This is a genomic window from Streptococcus sp. 27098_8_86, assembly GCF_041432595.1.
Classification (GTDB): domain Bacteria; phylum Bacillota; class Bacilli; order Lactobacillales; family Streptococcaceae; genus Streptococcus; species Streptococcus pneumoniae_F.
In genome coordinates this window covers 115,582-135,175 of record NZ_JAPVZW010000002.1, presented here as the reverse complement: position 1 = coordinate 135,175, position 19,594 = coordinate 115,582, and the positions used below count along the sequence as shown (strand labels likewise).

18 protein-coding genes, 1 pseudogene and 1 other annotated feature are annotated in these 19,594 nt (G+C 40.2%); all 19 genes and pseudogenes read right to left on the bottom strand.

Translation table 11 applies throughout. The annotated features are described in order from the left end of the window. Positions 1–8: 8 nt before the first annotated feature. Entirely contained in the window at positions 9–767 is a 759-nt protein-coding gene (locus tag O3616_RS02515) for an ABC transporter ATP-binding protein (RefSeq protein ID WP_173254003.1), read from the bottom strand. Beyond that, a complete protein-coding gene (locus O3616_RS02510; RefSeq protein WP_153219592.1) occupies positions 764–1,630 on the bottom strand; it encodes an ABC transporter permease in 867 nt (288 codons plus the stop codon). Before O3616_RS02510 ends, O3616_RS02515 begins: the two co-directional genes overlap by 4 nt. Before the next feature lie 75 nt (positions 1,631–1,705). Continuing rightward, complete coding sequence (trpX, locus tag O3616_RS02505; protein WP_371638001.1) at positions 1,706–2,701, bottom strand: tryptophan ABC transporter substrate-binding protein; 996 nt, start codon at positions 2,699–2,701, stop codon at positions 1,706–1,708. A 265-nt stretch (positions 2,702–2,966) separates the two neighbouring features. Further along, positions 2,967–3,184 (bottom strand) — a binding site (T-box leader). A gap of 96 nt (positions 3,185–3,280) precedes the next feature. Beyond that, complete coding sequence (ppc, locus tag O3616_RS02500; protein WP_049491794.1) at positions 3,281–5,977, bottom strand: phosphoenolpyruvate carboxylase; 2,697 nt, start codon at positions 5,975–5,977, stop codon at positions 3,281–3,283. 24 nt (positions 5,978–6,001) lie between these two features. Beyond that, positions 6,002–7,225 (bottom strand): cell division peptidoglycan polymerase FtsW, encoded by a 1,224-nt coding sequence (ftsW, locus tag O3616_RS02495; RefSeq protein ID WP_049488741.1) that lies wholly within the window; start codon positions 7,223–7,225, stop codon positions 6,002–6,004. Positions 7,226–7,385: 160 nt separating this feature from the next. Next, positions 7,386–8,324, bottom strand: coding sequence for a peptidylprolyl isomerase PrsA (gene prsA / locus O3616_RS02490; RefSeq protein ID WP_049488739.1), 939 nt, complete (start codon positions 8,322–8,324; stop codon positions 7,386–7,388). 66 nt (positions 8,325–8,390) lie between these two features. Continuing rightward, complete coding sequence (locus O3616_RS02485; protein WP_125429997.1) at positions 8,391–9,104, bottom strand: O-methyltransferase; 714 nt, start codon at positions 9,102–9,104, stop codon at positions 8,391–8,393. 1 nt (position 9,105) lies between these two features. Further along, positions 9,106–10,908: an oligoendopeptidase F gene (gene pepF, locus O3616_RS02480; protein ID WP_371638000.1), complete on the bottom strand. Its 1,803-nt coding sequence runs from the start codon at positions 10,906–10,908 to the stop codon at positions 9,106–9,108. 18 nt (positions 10,909–10,926) lie between these two features. Next, positions 10,927–11,880 (bottom strand): competence protein CoiA, encoded by a 954-nt coding sequence (locus O3616_RS02475; protein WP_371637998.1) that lies wholly within the window; start codon positions 11,878–11,880, stop codon positions 10,927–10,929. 77 nt (positions 11,881–11,957) lie between these two features. Further along, a pseudogene (locus tag O3616_RS02470) lies at positions 11,958–12,335 on the bottom strand (type II toxin-antitoxin system HicB family antitoxin). A 27-nt stretch (positions 12,336–12,362) separates the two neighbouring features. Beyond that, the gene (locus tag O3616_RS02465; RefSeq protein WP_125430341.1) at positions 12,363–12,500 is read right to left on the bottom strand and encodes a type II toxin-antitoxin system HicA family toxin; all 138 of its coding nucleotides are present in this window, start codon (positions 12,498–12,500) and stop codon (positions 12,363–12,365) included. 272 nt (positions 12,501–12,772) lie between these two features. Then, the gene (gene tehB, locus O3616_RS02460; protein ID WP_371637997.1) at positions 12,773–13,633 is read right to left on the bottom strand and encodes an SAM-dependent methyltransferase TehB; all 861 of its coding nucleotides are present in this window, start codon (positions 13,631–13,633) and stop codon (positions 12,773–12,775) included. 14 nt (positions 13,634–13,647) lie between these two features. Next, positions 13,648–14,115 (bottom strand): SsrA-binding protein SmpB, encoded by a 468-nt coding sequence (gene smpB / locus O3616_RS02455; RefSeq protein ID WP_001051750.1) that lies wholly within the window; start codon positions 14,113–14,115, stop codon positions 13,648–13,650. After that, complete coding sequence (rnr, locus tag O3616_RS02450; protein WP_371637996.1) at positions 14,078–16,432, bottom strand: ribonuclease R; 2,355 nt, start codon at positions 16,430–16,432, stop codon at positions 14,078–14,080. The genes smpB and rnr overlap by 38 nt, the downstream gene beginning before the upstream one ends. A 101-nt stretch (positions 16,433–16,533) precedes the next feature. Next, positions 16,534–16,767 (bottom strand): preprotein translocase subunit SecG, encoded by a 234-nt coding sequence (gene secG / locus O3616_RS02445; RefSeq protein ID WP_000282517.1) that lies wholly within the window; start codon positions 16,765–16,767, stop codon positions 16,534–16,536. 39 nt (positions 16,768–16,806) lie between these two features. Further along, complete coding sequence (gene rpmG, locus O3616_RS02440) at positions 16,807–16,956, bottom strand: 50S ribosomal protein L33 (protein ID WP_049551526.1); 150 nt, start codon at positions 16,954–16,956, stop codon at positions 16,807–16,809. After that, positions 16,956–18,155: a multidrug efflux MFS transporter gene (locus O3616_RS02435; RefSeq protein ID WP_371637995.1), complete on the bottom strand. Its 1,200-nt coding sequence runs from the start codon at positions 18,153–18,155 to the stop codon at positions 16,956–16,958. The genes rpmG and O3616_RS02435 overlap by 1 nt, the downstream gene beginning before the upstream one ends. After that, positions 18,142–18,747, bottom strand: a complete 606-nt coding sequence (gene coaE, locus O3616_RS02430) for a dephospho-CoA kinase (RefSeq protein ID WP_371637994.1) — start codon at positions 18,745–18,747, stop codon at positions 18,142–18,144. The genes O3616_RS02435 and coaE overlap by 14 nt, the downstream gene beginning before the upstream one ends. Further along, positions 18,747–19,571 (bottom strand): DNA-formamidopyrimidine glycosylase, encoded by an 825-nt coding sequence (mutM, locus tag O3616_RS02425; protein WP_371637993.1) that lies wholly within the window; start codon positions 19,569–19,571, stop codon positions 18,747–18,749. Before mutM ends, coaE begins: the two co-directional genes overlap by 1 nt. Positions 19,572–19,594 lie beyond the last annotated feature (23 nt).

Sequence of the window (19,594 nt, the reverse complement as noted above, 5' to 3'; positions counted from 1 at the left end):
TCCCTAGTTTATTCAAAGAGCTGATAATAATCAGAGATTTTCATTTTTGCTTTTTCTTCTTGTTTCAAATCTTGGATAATTCGTCCTTCTTTCATGACAATTAAACGATTGCCATATTTGAGAGCATCTTCCATATGGTGGGTAATCATAAGCGCTGTCAGCTGATCTTTCTTGACAAATTCGTCTGTCAATTCCATCAAGGCTACACTGGTCTTTGGATCAAGGGCCGCAGTATGCTCATCTAACAAGAGTAATTCAGGTCGCTTCAAGGTTGCCATCAAGAGACTCAAAGCCTGTCTTTGTCCACCTGATAAGAACTCAATCGGTGTATTCAAGTGTTTCTCAAGACCGTTTCCCACTTTTTCAATGGTTGACTGAAATTCATCCTTATAGCTAGCCAGACGTCTCGGAAACAGTCCACGCTTTTCACCACGAAACTTGGCAATCAAGAGATTCTCTGCCACTGTCATACGAGGAGCTGTCCCCATCTTGGGATCTTGGAAGACTCGAGACAGATACTTGGCACGCTTCTCGGGTGAAAACTTAGTAACATCTTCACCCAAGATACGAATAGTTCCACTGGTTAATGACAAAGTTCCTGCAATGGTGTTAAAGAGAGTCGATTTCCCAGCACCATTTCCACCTAAAATCGTGATAAAGTCCTGTTCAAAAATTTCTAAGGAAACATCATTTAAAATAATCTTTTCTTCATCAAAACCATTTTTAACGACTTTGGTTGCATTTTTTAATTCTACAATTGCTGTCATTTGCTTAACTTGGCTCCTTTCAAGATTGTTTGCTTAAATGTTGGAATCATGAGGCAGACTGCTAAAATCAAGGCGCTGTACAAACGAAGGTAACTTGTATTAAAGCCAAGCGCGATAACTGCCCATACTAAAAATTGATAAGCGATAGAACCTACAACTATAGCAACCAGACGTTCTGCCAAGCTCAAACTCTTGAAGATAACTTCTCCAATAATCAAACTTGCAAGACCTACAACGATAACCCCGATTCCTCGAGATACATCAGCATAGCCTTCTTGCTGGGCAATGAGGGCACCTGCAAGGGCAATAACACCATTTGATAAGACCAAGCCCATGAGCTCCATGCGTCCAGTATGAATCCCGAAACTTCTAGCCATATCAGGATTGTCACCTGTAGCAATATAGGCTTGTCCGAGTTTGGTGTCCAAGAAAAAGAGCATGAGAACAATGACAAGACTGACAAAGATGAGACCTGTCAAGAGTTGATTCAAATCCGAATCAAAAGGCAAAACATCCTGAATTTGCTTAGTTCCAAGCAGGCCTAAATTCGCACGTCCCATAATCAAGAGCATGATAGAGTGACAGGAAGTCATCACCAAAATCCCTGAGAGCAAAGTTGGGATCTTCCCTTTTGTATAAAGAAGTCCTGCTGCCATTCCAGCCAAACAACCTGCTCCTACAGCAACAAGCGTCGCTAAAAAGGGATTCACGCCTTTCGTTATCAGAGTAACAGCAACAGCTCCCCCAAGAGGGAAGGAACCTTCTGTCGTCATATCTGGAAAGTTCAAAATCCTAAATGTCATAAAGATTCCCAGACCTAGAATAGCCCAGACAAATCCTTGAGAAATAATAGATAATATCATCTGTTTCTTAACCTTTTCTATATGATTTCTATTGTAAAAAATTGGAGGAGATGTCCCCAACTCCTCCATTCTAGATTATTCAATCACTTGTCCTGCTTCTTTTAGAACAGATTCAGGAATCGTAATACCTAGTTCTTGTGCCAATTTTTTGTTAATTACTGACTTACCAGTTGAAAATACATTGACTGGAGTATCAGCTGGTTTTGCACCTTTCAAAACTTGTGCAATCATTTTACCTGTTGCCACACCGAGATCATGTTGATCAACTACAACTGATGCCAAACCACCTGCTTCTACCATGGCAGTTGCGCTTGGGTAGATTGGTTTTTTAGCTGATTGGTTGCTTGATACAACAGTTGAAAAGGCAGATGCGATTGTGTTATCGATTGGAACCCAGATAGCATCAACCTTGCTAGTCATAACGTTAACTGTTGAGGCAATTTCATTTGTTGAAGGAACAGCAAATGTTTCTACAGTCAAACCTGCTTTTTCAGCATAAGCCTTAAATTCTTCTACCTGAGTTTTTGAATTGTCTTCGCTGCTTGAGTAAAGAGCTCCGATTGTTTTCACATTTGGTGTCAAAGCCTTGATGAGTTCAACTTGTTGTTGAGCTGGATTGTGGTCAGATACCCCTGTGATGTTGCCACCTGGTTTTTTCAAATCTTTAACCAAGTTCGCACCGATTGGGTCTGTAATAGCAGCCATGATAATCGGTAGGTCTTTTGTGGCACTAGCCAAGCCTTGAGCAGCTGGTGTTGCGATACCAACAACCAAGTCATTCCCATTTGCAACCAATTGTTTACTCATTGTTGCAACCTTACTTTGGTCGCCTTCTGAGTTCATAAAATCGATTTTAAGTTGATCATCTTTATAACCTTCTTCTGCAAGTCCATCTTGGATTCCCTTATAAATCAAGTCAAGAGATGGATGGCTTACAAACTGAAGGACACCAACTTTGGCAACTTTCTTTTCATTTTTAGCTTCTGATGTATTCATTGAAGAGTAAATCAAACTTCCTGCTACTAAGACTGCTAATGCAGCGATAATTCCAATTAAACGTTTATTTTTCATTCTATTTCTCCTTTTCATTCTTTTAAAATACTTCACTTATATAATACTCTTCGAAAATCTCTTCAAACCACGTCAGCGTCGCCTTACCGTAGGTATATGGTACTGACTCTATCAGTTCTATCCACAACCTCAAAACAGTGTTTTGAGCAGCTTGCGACTAGCTTCCTAGTTTGCTTTTTGATTTTCATTGAGTATAAACAAGTGACGCCATCGTTTTCTTTCCATACTAACCTCCATCAAAAAAGTCCTCACACAAAAAAACTTGTGTGAGGACGTCGATGCGCGGTACCACCTCAATTATAGGGAATTTCCCTATCGCTCTGTCTCGCAATAACGAGATGCACTGTAAGGTGTGCTCACCGAATTTTTATGATTTCAAATTCTAAATAACATTCAGCCCAATTTTCATCATCATCACTTATCTGTTTTCAGCTACCACAGACTCTCTAAAAAGTTTATATGATTACTTTTCTGAATGGTTAAATTATATCATTTTTCAACTACTTGTCAAGACTCTTTTAGCATTTTTTTGAAAGATTCAAAAACTTCCCCTATAGAAAAGAGGAAGTTTGATAGGTATCAGCCTGAATTACGCAATCCTGTCGCAATTCCATTGATAGTTGTATGGATTAATTTTTCTTGATCGCTTGATAATTCTCCTCGACGTTGACGTTTAATCAACTCCAACTGGATATAGTTGAGGATATTAAAGTAAGGCATACGGTAATCCAAACTTGCTTTTAGATATGGATTTTCAGCCAAGAGTTCATCATATCCTTCGATAGCCAAGATGACTTCCTTGGTAACTTGCCATTCATTTAGAATAGTCTCATAGATTGCTTTGACTTCTTCATCCTCACACAGTTTGGCATATTCAAAAGCAATATTCATATTTGATTTTGACAAGACCATGTCGACATTTGAAAGAAGCGATTGGAAGAAAGGCCAGTTTTGATACATATCTCGTAAGATAGCGATATTCTCTGGATTTTTATCGATAAATTCCTTGAAGCTTGAACCAACCCCATACCAGCCAGGGAACATGACACGACTTTGCGACCATGAGAATACCCAAGGGATAGCTCGCAAACCACCGATTTCAGTAATAGTCTTACGAGCGGCTGGACGTGAACCAATGTTAAAGCTTGAAATAGCCTTGATTGGACTTGACTCGAAGAAATAATCATAAAAATGATCATTACCAAAGACCAAATCACGGTAGATATCGTAACTACGGTCCACTACTTGGTCCATAATAGCTTCATAACGATTTGAGGTATTGGTATCACTCTTCTTCTGAGTAATCATACGGTTAATGGCTGCAGATACTAACATTTCAAGGTTATAGTAAGCTGCGTCTTTATTACCGTATTTATTCCCAATTACTTCACCCTGCTCCGTCAAGCGGATACGATCTTTGATAGACTTAAGCGGTTGAGATGTGATGGCTTCATAGGTTGGTCCACCACCACGACCGACAGTACCACCGCGACCATGGAAGAAGGTAACCTTAACGCCAAATTCATCTCCGATAGCAGTCAATTGTTGTTGAGCCTTGTAGAGGGTCCAACATGATGATAGGTAACCACCATCTTTATTACTGTCAGAGTAGCCCAACATGATTTCTTGATAGTTATTGCGTGAAGCAATCCATTTCTTGGCCAGAGGAAGAGAAAGATATTCTCTCATGGTTTCTTCTGAGTGGTCCAAATCCTCAATTGTTTCAAAGAGAGGAACAATTTGGACCCGGGCTCTTTCTTTATCAACTAACCCTACTTCTTTTAGCAAGATAGCCAATTCCAACATGTCTGATACGCTGGTTGCATGTGAAATGATAGTCTGACGAATGACATCATCTCCCAACTTATCTTTCAACTTACGAGCAGCCTTAAAGATTGCTAATTCTTTTTCAAGTAACTCTGATTTTTCAACGTGAGTGGCAGAAAGAATACGTGGATCTTCTTCCAATTCTTTCAAAAGAAGCTGGCATTTTTCTTCTTCACTGAGTTCGCTATAATGAGAATGAATACCTGCTGATTTCAAGAGTTCGGCCACACAAGCTTCATGAACACTAGAATCTTGACGCATGTCAATAGATGCCAAATAAAAGCCAAAAATTTCAACTGCCTGAATCAGCTCAACAAAATCACCAGAAATCAGTGCTTCACCCTTGTTTTCCAAGAGGGAATCACGAATGGTAATTAAATCCTTATAAAAATCATTAGCTGTTTCATAGCGAGCTCCAACTTCCTTATCCTCAATCAAATAAGCTTTTGTCGCTTGGATTTTTGATTGAATATCAAACAAGGCACGACGGTATAGCTCTTTTTCACGATAAATAGAATTATCCTTAGACTGACGAGCCATTTCTCTGACTTGCTTGCTCACATTGACAATACTGGTTGAGAGAGAGAACTCACGATAAAGTTGGTAAATTTTTTCATCATAGTAGTTCATGATGACTTCACACTGAGTCATAGCAGATTGTTTCAAGGTGTCTGCTGTAACAAAAGGATTCCCATCACGGTCTCCACCAATCCACATACCCATGGTAATTGGTTTTGGATGTTTCAACTCCAAGCCATGTTTTTTAGCCAGACGTTTGTACTCAGCAGTCAAATGAGGAACTGCCTTCAGGAATGAACTATTGTAGTATTCCATAACATTCGTGATTTCATTGGTTACTTTCAATTTCTTTTCACGAATCATGTCTGTTTGCATGATAATCTCAATGTAACGACGGAGATCATTATGCCATTTTTCCTTATTAATCAAGCCTAATTTCACATCACGGTACTTACGCAAAAGGGTATGGATATGGTTTGTCAAATCCAACATACTCTTACGTTGTACTTGTGTTGGATGGGCAGTCAAAACAGGGACAACATTCAAATGTTCTAGAATTTCAACCGCATTTTCTTTTTCTGCAACCATTTTGATCGTTGCTGATAATTTCCCAAGATAATCTTGATCGATGTTATTTTGATGGTTGATTTCATAGGCTAAATCCACGTCTTCTGAAATATTAATCAAAAGAGGCAAGATAGAGAAATAGCGTGAAATATAAGCCATTTCATCATTTGTCAGACTAGTAACCAATTGGTTCAAGCCCTGATAATCTTCTTGAGTTGACAATTCCTTCAACTGCATGATTTTTTCAAAAGTCTCTGGGGCAAGCATATTTTTAGTGATATCTTCTAACAATTCTGTTAAAATCAATACTTCTTCTTGCACGACAGCTTTATTACTATAGTTTTCTAATTTTTGAAGAGACATAGGTAATCCTTTCCACTATCAACTCTACATATAGTTTGATGAGTGAGTTTCTAACTCCTCATATAATTGGGCACGTTTTTCACTTGCATCAATATTTAAGACAAAAGCAATGGCTACAGACAAGACTAGGAGACTGTTCCCTCCTTGTGATAAGAAGGGGAAGGTTACTCCTGTCGAAGGAATAATGCCAGAAATTCCACCGATATTGACAAATACCTGTACCAGCATCATCCCCCCAACCCCAATCGCCATCATGGAATTAAAGGGATTCTTAGCACGAATACCGACTAGGATAATTCGTAAAATCAGGAAAAAGACAAGTGCTAAAATCAAGCTGGCTCCCACAAATCCAAACTCTTCAATAACAATTGAAAATACAAAGTCTGTATGGGCCTCTGGTAAATAACCACGTTTTTCGATTGAATTTCCTAAGCCTAGACCAAACCACCCACCATTTACCATGGCAAAGTAGGAATTTGCAAGTTGGTGACCTGACCCTGCCAAATCGGCAAAGGGATTAAAGTAGGCACTGAAACGCTTAGCAACGTAACCAAATACTGGAACTTTTGAAAACTTATCAACCCCGATCATAGAAATAGCTGATAAGGACAGGGCTGAAACTCCAAATAATACACCGATAAAGGCTATAAACCAACGATGAGCAATTCCACTAACTGTATACATAATCAAGGCGACCAGAGCTAGGATGGTCGCATTCCCCAAATCTGGGAAAATAGCTAAACTTCCTATCATGACTAGTAGGACGAAGCGCCAATCATTAAAAGCACGTGGAATCCATTGATTTTGAGTTAAAACTTGAAAATCGTAAATTCCAATTTCATCCTGTTGTTTTGAGAAACGTTGGGCCAAGTACCAGACGATGATAATCTTCAAATACTCAGCTGGCTGAATGGTCAAAGGTCCTACTGAAATCCAACCATAGGCTCCATTGACTGGCGTACCAATTAAGCGAGCCAGAGCCAAAAGAATCAGCTCAACAAACATAACAATAAATAGCAGTCGTTCTTTTCTTAAAAAATTCAGTTTCAGCTTATATATCAAGGCAATCAATATTAAACTAAGTATCCAAAACATTCCCTGACTTCGAACCAATTGGAGGGCACTTTTACCTTCTTCGATAAGAATGGCACTAGTTGTAGAATAAACTACAATCAAGCCCAAAATAGATAAAAGTAAGTAAGGAACTAGAATAGAATAGTTTAACAGGTGCCTCTTACTAATCTTCATAGTATCACCAATCTAATGAGAACAAAAGAAATTATTCCCAAATTCCGCTTATTTTCTAGTTTTGATTGCTATTATACCATTTTTTCCGAAAGAAAAAAACTCTTACCCTTAAGATAATAGATTTTCTCATAAGAAAAAGAGCGCTTGGCTCTTTTCTGTTTTATTCTTTTGAAGAACTACTTGAGCTTGAATCGCCACCACCGATATATTGGGTAAAGATATTTTGGAAGGCTTGGTCTTTAACCTTGATGTTGGCAGCCTGCAATTCTTTTCCGACAATACTTTGAACAAATGATGCATCATTTTGTTTTTGAGTCAAGATAACAGTTTTCAATTTTTCTTTGTAGTCATCGATATTAGATGACTTTTCTGTTTTCTTAATGAGTTTTACAATGTAATATTGACTGCTGTATGCTTGAGTACCAGTAGCTGTAATGACATCAGAAATGCCATTAACATCCAAGGCAAAAGCTGCTTTCTTAACTGGATCTGGTACTTCTGTTGAAGCTGAATCAAAAGTGATTTCACCACCGTTAGCTTTAGTTTTCTCATCAGTTGAGTTATCTTTAGCTAATTGAGCAAAATCTGCGCCACTTGCCTTAGCTTTTTCGAGTACTTCTTTCGCTTTATCCTCATTATCGAGACGAATAATTTGAGCAGTTACGTCCGGAGTATAGCTCTCAAATGCTTTCTTATACGCTTCATCAGTTAATTCAGCTTCTGCAGCCTTTTTAACTGCAAATTCAACTAATTTACTTGTACGAATTTGTGCTTTACGTGTTTCAAGAGTCATACCTGATTGTGATAAGACACGTTGGTAATTCTCACCATATTGTTTTTCTTCTCCAGAAATGATATCATCGATTTCTTTGTCATCTACTTCTGAGCCATATTGCTTCTCAAATACTTTTTGGATGGTCATATTCAACAAGACTTGTTGGGCTGAAGGATTGATTTTCACTTGCTCATAAAATTGATGTTCTGTGATGACATCCCCTTTCATGCTGATAAGGTCTGCCCCTTCTGAACCTTTCGAACAAGCTGCTAAAGTTGCTACTGATAATAGTGTAATGGCACCTGCCAATAGTTTTTTCTTCATGTCTACTCCTTTGAGATAAGTGTTACCCTATCTATTTTACTATATTTTCTTAAATTTTTCTGAAAATTATTCGCTGTCAAGCAATTGAACATCTGCTACATTTTTACGAAGCATGAGAATTCCGTCCCCTAAAGGTACTAATGTTGCAGTGAGTCCTGGATTGTCTAAAGTTGCATCAAATAATCTTTGAAGGCCTCGATAAATAGTTCGCTGGCCACGACGAACCTCCATAATGTCCTTGGCAACATCACCACCTTGAAAAATATCATCCAAGACAACCACACCACCGACTTCCAAATGTTTGAGGATTTCTGGCAGAAAGACGATGTATTTAGACTTGGCTGAATCCATAAAGACGAAATCATAGGACTCTGTCAAGGTAGATAAGACATCTACCGCATCTCCTTCTAGGAGCGTAATTTGCTTGCGACTGTCAAACTGGGCGAAATTTTCCTTGGCAAATCCAATCATTTCTGGATTGCGGTCAATGGTTGTAATCTTAGCATTTGGCGCATGTTCAGCCATCAAGAGGGCTGAAAAACCGATAGCCGTCCCAATTTCCAGAATATTTTTAGGCCGCATGGTTTCCATGAGAAAACGGAAATAAGCAACCGTTTCATGAGGAATAATGGGAATATTTTCCTTGCGAGCAAAGTCTTCCAATTCTTTCAAAGATCCTGTGACTTGCTTTTGACGCTGACGCATCAAGTCTACAATTTCTTCTTTGACGACAGGACGACGCATGTTATGGTTGGCATTTTTACTATACGATTCAACCATCTTATGCCAATCCCAATTTTTCAACAAGGGCTTCAAACTCATTTAAGCGACGTTCAAAGACAGCAAAGGCATCGTTTAGGTAATCTTCCTTCTCCATATCAACACCAGCTTTTCTCATGACATTAAGTGGATAGTCAGACTTACCTGCCTTGAGGTAGTCGATATAGCGGTCACGGTCTTCTTGACTACCATGCACAATCTTTTCAGCCAAGGCTGAGGCTGCTGCAAAGCCAGTTGAATATTGATATACATAGTAGTTATAGTAGAAGTGTGGAATGCGAGCCCACTCGTATTGGATTTCAGGATTGTCTTCCTTACTCAAACCATAATACTCTTGGTTCAAGTCTGCGTAGAGTTTATTTAAGAAATCGCTTGTCAAGACTTCACCATTTTGATCTGCTTGGTGAATGGCGTGTTCAAACTCAGCAAATTGAGTTTGGCGGAAAACTGTTCCACGGAAACCATCTAGGAAGTTATTGAGAATAGCAAAGCGCGTTGCGTCGTCTTCCACTTCTTCCAATAATTTCTCCGTCAAGATATTTTCATTGGTCGTTGATGCAATCTCTGCCAAGAAGATAGAATAATCTCCGTAAACATAAGGTTGAGTTTCACGAGTATAGCTTGAGTGCATACTATGACCTGTTTCATGAACAAGAGTAAAGAGATTGTCTAGATTGTCCTGCCAGTTAAGAAGCATAAAGGCATTGGTATCATAAGAACCACCTGAGTAGGCACCTGAACGCTTGCCTTGGTTTTCGTAAACATCAATCCAACGATCGCTGAAGGCACGTTTAACACGACTCAAGTAATCCTCACCCAAGACTGCCAAGGCTTCTTCGGCCTTTTTCAAAGCTTCCTCGTAAGTAAAACTATATTCAACAGATGAAAGCGGTGTGTAGACATCGTACATCTTAAGGTCTGAAATTCCCAAAATCTTTGAACGAAGTTCAAGGTAACGATGCAAGAGTGGCAAATGCTTGCGAACTGCTGCTACCAAATTGTCATAAACACTTTCTGGAACAAAATTTGCTGCGAGGGCTGCATGACGAGCACTCTTGTAGTTGCGAACTTTGGCTCGGTAGTTTTGTACTTTAACATTGGTTTGTAAAGTTTTAGCATAGGTGTGTTGGAATTGCTCATAAGTTGCATAAAGGGCTTGATAGGCACCACGACGAACCTCACGGTTTTTAGACTCCATCAAGCGTGTGTAAGTCCCATGAGATAGCTGAACTTCCTTACCATCATCGTCGAGGACATAAGGGAACACAATATCCGCATTGTCCAAGATAGCGAAGGTTTCACTTGCCGAACCAAAGATTTCCCCAGCTCCAGCTAATAATTCTTCTTCACGTTGTGAAAGAACGTGTTCCTTGCCTTGCAAAAGCTTGTCAAAATAGTGTTGATAAACCTGTAATTTTGGTTGAGCTTCTAAAAAGTCAGCATACTGCTTTTCACTGATTTCCATAAATTCAGGTTCATAGAATGAAAAGGCTTGGTCTAGCTGACTATAGAGAGTCATGGCCTTGGCATAGTACTCTTGATACTTGGCTTCACGTGTGTCTTGGTCATTCTTCATATGAGCATAAACGTAAAGCTTCTCCATTTGGCGTTCCATTTCAAGAGAAAATTCAGTAATTTCTAGTAGGCTATCCGTACTATCCAGGAGATGTCCTTCATACTGGGCTACTTTCTCCAATTGTTCTGTTAAATCTTTTAAAGCTTCTTCCCAAGCCTGGTCAGTTGGGTAAATCGTTGATAGATCCCATGTATCTTTTTCATTTATTTCATTTCTTTGTAATACCATTAGATTCCTCCATCTTTTCTATTCTACCATATTTTTCAAGAAATATTGCTGATAAAAGGCTGGTGGATAAAGCTTTTGCCAATCATTTTGAGGATTTTCTTGGTAATAGATTTGAAAATACTGATAATAGCGAGTCAAATCTTTCTCAATTTGGCAAAAATTACCTACTAGTGGTCTTATTTGTGGATACCATTCTTTTAGCCCATAAGTCAGGAGATTTTCTCCCTTTTGATAGGCTTCTGCTTGTTCTTTCATCCAAAAGGGATTTTGATAGTACAGTTGTTGCTGAATATAGCGACAGATGTCCTTATCCTCAGAAACTGTAAAATGAGATATTTTTTGTTTCTTATAAGGGAAACGCAATATTTCCAATAAACTAGCTTGACCATAGAGAAATTCCTTGATTTGATAATGGAGTTTACCGCGGAGATCTTGGTGAATCAGGTATTTGAGTCTTAAAACTTGTTTTTCACTGTCTAATTCCCAAACATAAAAGCCCACGTTTTGACTAAAATAGAGAAAACCTTGTTGCAGACGAGTCAAACGCTCCTTGAGCCAAAGTTTTTCTCCCAGTAACCACAGTACTTGGTAACCCTGACTACGATAGCCCTCGCTACGCTCTTTAAGAAGTTTCTGTGGCAAGGGACTACACTGAACTTCTAAAGCTAGATTGCCATTTACAAATATATCCGCAATCTGTTTAAGCTCTGGAAGAGGGTATTCTAATTGCACTTCTGTATCTTTTTTCAACCAGTGATAAAGTGATTCTTTATTTGCCAGGTGTTCTGGACTTTCATTTTCAGAGGAAAAATCACAGTCTTTTAAGGTTTTGTGGGCAAAATGGGTCCGGACACTTGGTCCTTGACGCAAACGGAGCTGACCTCCACAAGCTGGGCAGGTGTATGCTTGCTTCTCAAGTTTATCCTCTAACACATTTACCAATTCTCCCCTAGCATCTCTCGCAACAAACATGATTCCCTCCTTTTCTATATTATTCGTAAAAAAAGAAAAAGATCAGGAAATTTCCTAATCTACATCACTCTATAATTTTAGAGTTGCAAGCGGCTTTCAAGAGCTTGTGTCAACACTTCAGAATAGTTCACTTTCTCACGATCTGCAAGTCTGACTAGTCACTCTGGAACCGTAACATTTTTTCGAATCGCTTTATTATTCTTTACGAAAGGCAAGGGATTGACCTGAATCAAAGTCACAAATCCATCAGGAGCTTTCAACTCAGCAATGTCACTAGGAGTAGGCAAAGCCAGTCCTTCATCAATATAAGAAGCTAAAACACTCCCAAGCATTTCCCGAGCATTTTTCATTGCAAGTTCAATCGTTGCTCCTTCAGTCCCGCCTCCAAATTCAGGAAATTCAACCCAGTATCCAGTGCCTTCTCTATGAAAAATAGCAGGATAAGATTTTAGCATAATACACCTCCACAATTTCCAAATCAACTATAATCCCAAATCTTTTAATATTTTTCTCTCTAAACCTTTTCCTAGATCCTCATTACCGTGAACTGGAATAGTGACAAGATAGGGAACCCCTTCTTTCTTAAAATGATGATGACTTCCTCTCTTACATACTTCAATCCATCCATTTGCAAGAGCTAATACTCTTCGAAAATCAAATTCAAACTACGTCAGCTTCTCCTTGCCGTACTCAAGTACAGCCTGCGGCCAGCTTCCTAGTTTGCTCTTTGATTTTCATTGAGTATAATTTTACCATTTCCTTACCTGTGATTGGCATTCATAGTCACCTTTCTAGCTAAAATTATACTTATAATGCGTATTTTTGTCAATTCTTCTATCTTATCTATTCGTAAAAAAAGAAAAAGATCAGGAAATTTCCTAACCTTCAATGTTTATTTAATTTTTTTAGCTAGCATGGTCGCAAAGCGTAGTTGAATACGATTGCCATTCTCATCGCGACGGTGCAAATGGCCTGGATTTTCATTGTACTTAACCAATTCCCATTCCTTGTAATAGTCTGCCAATTCCCCTTCTTTAAAGGTAAATGGGAAGTTCACAGAGCAAGGGTAATCTTCCGTATCCATGGCACAAACGATAAGATTATAACCACCGACCGTGGTATGCTCCTGCATATTTTTGATAATTGCAGGAATGCGGTCTGCTTGCAAAAACATCAAAACAACTGTCGATACGATGAAATCATACGCTTGCCCAATACTAGCTGAATTGATATCGTAAAGACCTACAGGCATATCCAGGTCTTCCTGCTCCACAATGCTTTGTAAGATTTCAAGGGCCAATTCATTTTGATCCACAGCCGTCACATCAAAACCATTCTGTGAAAGAAAGAGAGAGTTACGGCCTTGACCACAGCCCAAATCCAAGGCTTTCCCTGGTTTTACTGTCTGCATGGCCTCTAGGACCTCTGAATGAACCGGATTGGTATTGTATTTTTTAGGGAAATAATCCTCAGGTTTACAATAAAATTCTAAATACCATTCTACATCGTCTGTTACAGCCTCCACTCGGTGCCAGGCTTGCGGTTGCGCCATGGGATTGTCTGCACCTGCTTCAAAGAGGTGTTCAGCTAGAACCTCACCATCTTCTGTCAACTCAATAAACTTGAGGGCTCCTTTTACAACTGTAATCTTGCCCCAAGTCCCGACCTTGGTATTGTGTTTCTGCTGGACAGCTTCAGGCATAGTTTGTTTATTCCACAAGGGCATACGTTTATAGGCAACTAGTTTTTCCATTTTCATTCCTCTTTTTATCGCTGGTTGACTGCTTTCATGACACGCGCGATATCGCGGTTTTGTTCACGACGTTTGATAGACTCCCGTTTGTCGTAGTCATGCTTCCCTTTAGCTAGGCCTAAAAGGAGCTTGGCATAGCCATCTTTGATATAGACCTTAAGGGGAACCAGCGTCATTCCTGTCCCTTTGGTCTCTTGTTCCAATTTTTGGATTTGTTTCTTATGGAGCAGGAGTTTGCGACGGCGTTCTGGTTCTTGGTTCCAGATATTGCCCTCTTCGTAAGGAGCGATATGAACATTGCTCAACCAGACCTCCCCATTTTTTACTTGGGCAAAGCCATCCTTGAGATTGATTCGAGCTGCTCGCACACTCTTGATTTCAGTTCCAGTCAGGACCATCCCTGCCTCTAGCGTATCTACGATTGTATAGTCGTGACGCGCCTTTTTATTTTGTGCGACGACCTTTCCCTCGCCCTTTGCCATGCTTGGCTCCTTTCTTAGCTACTTCCTTGTAAAAGGGTTTCTTTCCTTTTTTCTTCTTGTCTTTTTGTGAATGCTTGCGCTTATCATTTGAGCGTCCTGATTTTCTCTTATCTTCCTTCTTATCTGAACGACGACTTGAACCACGCCCTCTGTCACTGCGACTAGACTGTTTCAAGCCTTTTTCAATCACATCAAACTCACTTGGGATGTAAGAGAAGTCAATTTCACCCGTCATCTTGTCGGCTCTTTCAACTCGGATACGGATTTGCTGACCTACACGGAAGGTTGTTCCTGATTTCTCCCCACGAAGAGTCAAATCCCGCTCATTGAAATGATAAAATTCAGGTAGATTAGTGATGTGAATCAAGCCTTCAACTGTATTCGGCAATTCAACAAAGAGACCGAATTTGACAATACTTGATACAACCGCATCGTACTCTTCGCCTACATATTCCTCCATGTACTCAGCCTTTTTCATGGCTTCGACTTCACGTTCAGCCTCAATAGCACGACGTTCCCGGTTGGAAGACTGGGTCGCAATCTCTGGAATCACTTTCTCAAAATGCTCTGCTATTTCCTTAGAACGGCCGTAATCACGAATCATACGATGAACAAGGAGGTCTGGATAACGGCGAATCGGACTGGTAAAGTGAGTATAATAGTCGGCCGCTAGACCATAGTGACCATGGTTATGCTCCGAATAGCGAGCCTGCTGCATAGAGCGAAGAAGCATCATGGATAATACATCTGCATAAGGTTCTCCCTCAACAGCACTCATGATGTCTTGGAGAGCCTCCTGGCTAATCTCACTGGCAGTCCCATAAATGCGCAAGCCAAAGCTTGAAGCATAATCAATAAACTTCTGAACTTTTTCAGCCTTAGGCTCCTCGTGAATTCGATAGATAAAAGGCAGATCCAACTTGCTGAAATGTTCGGCAACTGTTTCATTGGCCATCAACATGAAGGACTCAATCATGCGCTCGGCAACACCACGCTGACGAAGAACGATATCAACAGGCTTACCTTGTTTATCCACTAAAATCTTAGCTTCATTGGTATCAAAATTGAGGGCTCCACGTTTCACACGCATGTTTTCTAGAGTTTCATGGAGCTTGGCCATAAGTTCGATACTAGGAACAATTTTCTGATACTCTTGTCTCTTTTCCTCGTCGCCCGCTAAGATATCATTGACATCGCTATAGGTCATACGGAAGCTAGTCTTGATAACCGTTTGTGTGATGGTGTAGTTGACTACACGACCATGTTTATCAATCTCCATAATGGCAGACTGGGTCAGGCGGTCAACTTGAGGATTGAGGGAGCAAATGCCATTTGACAAACGCTCTGGAAGCATTGGCACCACGCGGTCTGTCACATAAACAGAAGTCGCGCGGTTAAGAGCTTCCTTGTCAAGGGCAGAACCCTCGGTCACATAGTAGGAAACATCTGCGATGTGAACACCCAGCTCCAGATTCCCATTTTTCAAGGCCTTGATATGCACCGCATCGTCCAAGTCCTTGGCATCAGCACCATCAATGGTAAAGGTAATCTCATCTCTTAGATCCAGACGACCTTCCATATCCTTTTGAGACGGAACATCAGGCACACTTTCTGCTTCCTTAACAACAGCCTCTGGAAATTCTGAGACAATGTCCATTGATTCCAAAACCTCAAGGACATCAATTCCGACATCCGTTGAATGTCCCACCACATCGAGGACACTCGCTACAAAGAAATCATGTTTCTTGCTTGGGTATTTGTCGATAAAGACCTTAAGAACTTCTGTTCCCTCTAGTTTTAGAGCTGGTTTCTTAACGTAAATCGGTTGGTTGATTTTCTGATTTTTTGAACGGATGTAACCAGCATACTTGGGTTTTTCCTGATCTAGAACGATTTGGCCGACAACTGTTGTCAAGCTGTGTTCTAATATATCAATAATTTTGGCTTCGGCTGCTGTTCCTTTATTTCGGTCAGCGACTTTCTTAATCACGACCTCAACGGTATCACCATCAATAGCATAGTTGACATCGTTTTTTCCTACAAAAAAGTCGTCCTCCTCGCCTTCCAGACTAACAAAGCCAAAGCCATTTTTATGAGCATGAAAAATCCCCTTGAGAGTAATCTCATGTTTTTTCTTGACTTCCAAAGTCAAAGTTCCATCTTCTTCAAAGCGTATCTGGTGCTTTCTTTCCATTAGGGACAAGGTTTTAATCAACTCACGAAAATCCTTGGAACCGTCTTTTTCCAAAGCCTGAGCCAAGTCATTGACAGTTACCTTTCCCATATCTTGCAAATATTCTTTTATTCTATCTTTCATATTTTCTTTCTAGATTTTTTTATTTTCTTTTACTGTAGAACCTTCTAAAATATCTTTTTAAAATAAAAAGAGGCAAAGACCTAGTCCTGCCCTTTATTTTCTTATCTACTTGATAATACCGTCAATGCTAAGGCAATGGCTAGCCAGAAAAAGACTAAAATCCCTGTCAAACGCTGCATTACAGCTTCAAAACCGCGTGCTTTACTGCGTTCAAATAAATCACCTGAGCTGGCATCAAATACATTGCTGGATTGGTTTTTGGTTGGTTGCATGAAAATCGCAATTACAATCACAACAGATAATACTAATAAAATGGTTAATAATAGGTTATACATATCAAACTCCTTAAAATCCTTATTATTTTACCATAAAATCTACTTAGATTCAAGATGTAGGGTTACTTTTCTTTCCTTGGGACAATACTTTAAAACCTCAATCTTGTCTGGATGGGTTTTGGAATTTTTACTGCTTAGGTAATTGATACTGCCACAAGAGGAGCACTTGAGATTAATTTTTACTCGCACTAGATTTCCTTTACTTTTAATAATGTTCGAAATTGAAGCAGGTTAAAGAGACAACTAAAGGCAACACAAAGGCTTGTCGCATAAAAGACAGCATGGTAACCAAATTGACCTGCTACTGCAGAACCTGCCATAGGCCCAACGACACCTCCCAGATAAAAGAATACCTGATTAAAGGCAAAGACCCTCGAAATACCGGCTTTGGGTGTCATCTTACTGAGAAGGGCATTAACTCCAGGAATCAAGGCACCGGTTCCCAAGCCAAAGAGGAAACGATAGAGTCCTAGTTGAAGGGGGCTAGAGGCATTGGCACAGAGGAGATAGATGATAACTGAATAAAACTGGGCTACAACTAAGAGGCGATGATTACCCACTTTATCACCTAGCTTGCCCATGACTCCTGCACTCATCATACTGGAAAAGCCCATACTGGATACAATCAAACCAGACACAAAGAGAAGATTCTCTGTCTGGCCTAAGTCGCGCACATAAAGTGCTAAAATGGGGCCAATCGATTGCGCTGAAAATTGGATGACAAAACTGGTCAGAAAGAGGTTGATCAAAAGATAGGGATATTTAACTGATATAAATAATTCCTTTGTTGGGATGGCCTTTTCCTTGGCTACTGGTTGAAAATCTTCCTTGATAAAGCAAATAGTTAAAATAGCAGCTAAAAATAGAAAACTACCAACCAGTAAGAAAACAGTACGAATGCCAAATAATTCTGCGATAAAGCCACCAATAAAGGGACCCGTTAGAGTACCTGCAACTACGCCTGTAGACAAAGTACCTAAGGCAGAGCCTGATTTCTCCTTGGGAACCTGACTGGCTATCAAGGCCGTTGCATTGGGAACAAAACCCGCAAATACACCATTCAGTAAACGAAGAAAGATTAACCAATAAATATTTGGCACAAAAGCCAATCCCCCCATAGTGATAGTCATGGCAAGGCCAGCCCGAATCATCATGGGTTTTCGACCGTATTTATCAGCAAAAATCCCCCAGATAGGAGAAAAGAGCGCCGCGGAAATGGCAGAGACAGAAATAGCTAAACCTGCATAAAAAGCGACTTGATCACTCCCTACGCCCAGATTTTCCACAAAGATGGGCATAAAAGGCACAACCAAGGAAATGCTGGCTCCTGTCAAAAAATTACCAAACCAAGCAATGCGCAGATTATCCTTCCAGTTAATCTCTGTCATCTTGCTTACCTCCCTCAAGCAGGGAGAAGACCTGAGTAAGAAGCTGGTCCTGATTGCCATTGTTATCTAGAACATGGCTGGCCAAATCTTTCTTTTTATCTAAAGGCCACTGGGCTGCCAGACGAAACTCAGCTTCATCTTCGGACAACTGGTCCCTTTTCATTAAGCGTTCTACTTGGACATCTCGGTCCACATAGACCAACCAAGTCTCATCAAACCAAGAGACGTAGTCCTGCTCAAAAAGTAGGGGAATATCCATGAAGAAAATCTCTTCTGTCTGAGCCAATTGGTCTCTCAAAGTAGCCAGTTCCTCACGGATAATCTCTCCTTGAATTTGCTTAGACCATTCTCGTTCATCAGTATTTGAAAAGATGAGACTAGCTAGGAGAGTGCGATTGAGTTCTCCATTTTCTAAGATAATTTTTTGACCAAAGTGCTGGACTAGAGCTTCAAACAGACGAGCACCAGGTTTCTGTAGTTGGTGGACGACTGCGTCGGCATCCACTACTTGAAAGCCTTGCTTTCTTAGAAAATTTGTCACTGTTGACTTACCAGAGGCAATTCCTCCTGTGATTCCGATGATTTTCCCCATCAGCTCCTCCTTTGGCAGTTTGGACAAAAGTGGGTGCCTCGTCCACCTAGTTGGATTTTCTCAATGATGGTACCACAGCGTACACATTCTTGATCAGCCTTGTCATAGACTTGATGAAAATCCTGCATGGTTCCATCTTCCCCAAAGGCATTGGTATAGGTCCGAATGGTTGATCCACCTTTTTCAACAGCCTGGCCCAATACAGCAATGGTCTGGTCATGAATGGCTGTCGCTTCTACTGCTGTCAAAGTCTGAGAAGATCTTGCTGGATGAATCTGAGCTCGCCAGAGAACCTCATCTACATAAATATTACCAAGGCCAGCTACCAAGGTTTGATCTAATAAGTGAGATTTGATAGGCTTTTTGGACTTAGCGAGGGCATTTTTAAAGACCTGCAAATCAAAATCCTGCTCTCTTGGCTCAGGACCTAATTTTTTAGAAATAAAGTAAGCTTCCAAAAGGTCTGGTGCAAGCAGTTCCATAGTACCAAACTTGCGTACATCCTCATAAACAAGCGTGCCACCGTCTTCAAACTGAAAGAAAACATGAGCATGCTTGCGTTCAGGTGCTTGGTCTGGATAGTAAAAATACTTGCCCTCCATCCGCAGATGGGAAATCAAGACCTTGTCTGTCATGTAGAAAAGCAAATATTTGCCACGGCGTCCCATTGACTCAACAACTTGACCAGGCACTTCCTTTCGAAACTCGTCCAAATCTGCCTTAATCATCTTGGGATAGCGAATATCAATGCTAGAAATCTTTTTACCCAAAATCAATTTTTCTAAGCCACGTCGAACGGTTTCAACCTCAGGTAATTCAGGCATAAGTCCTCCTTCTGTAAAAACAA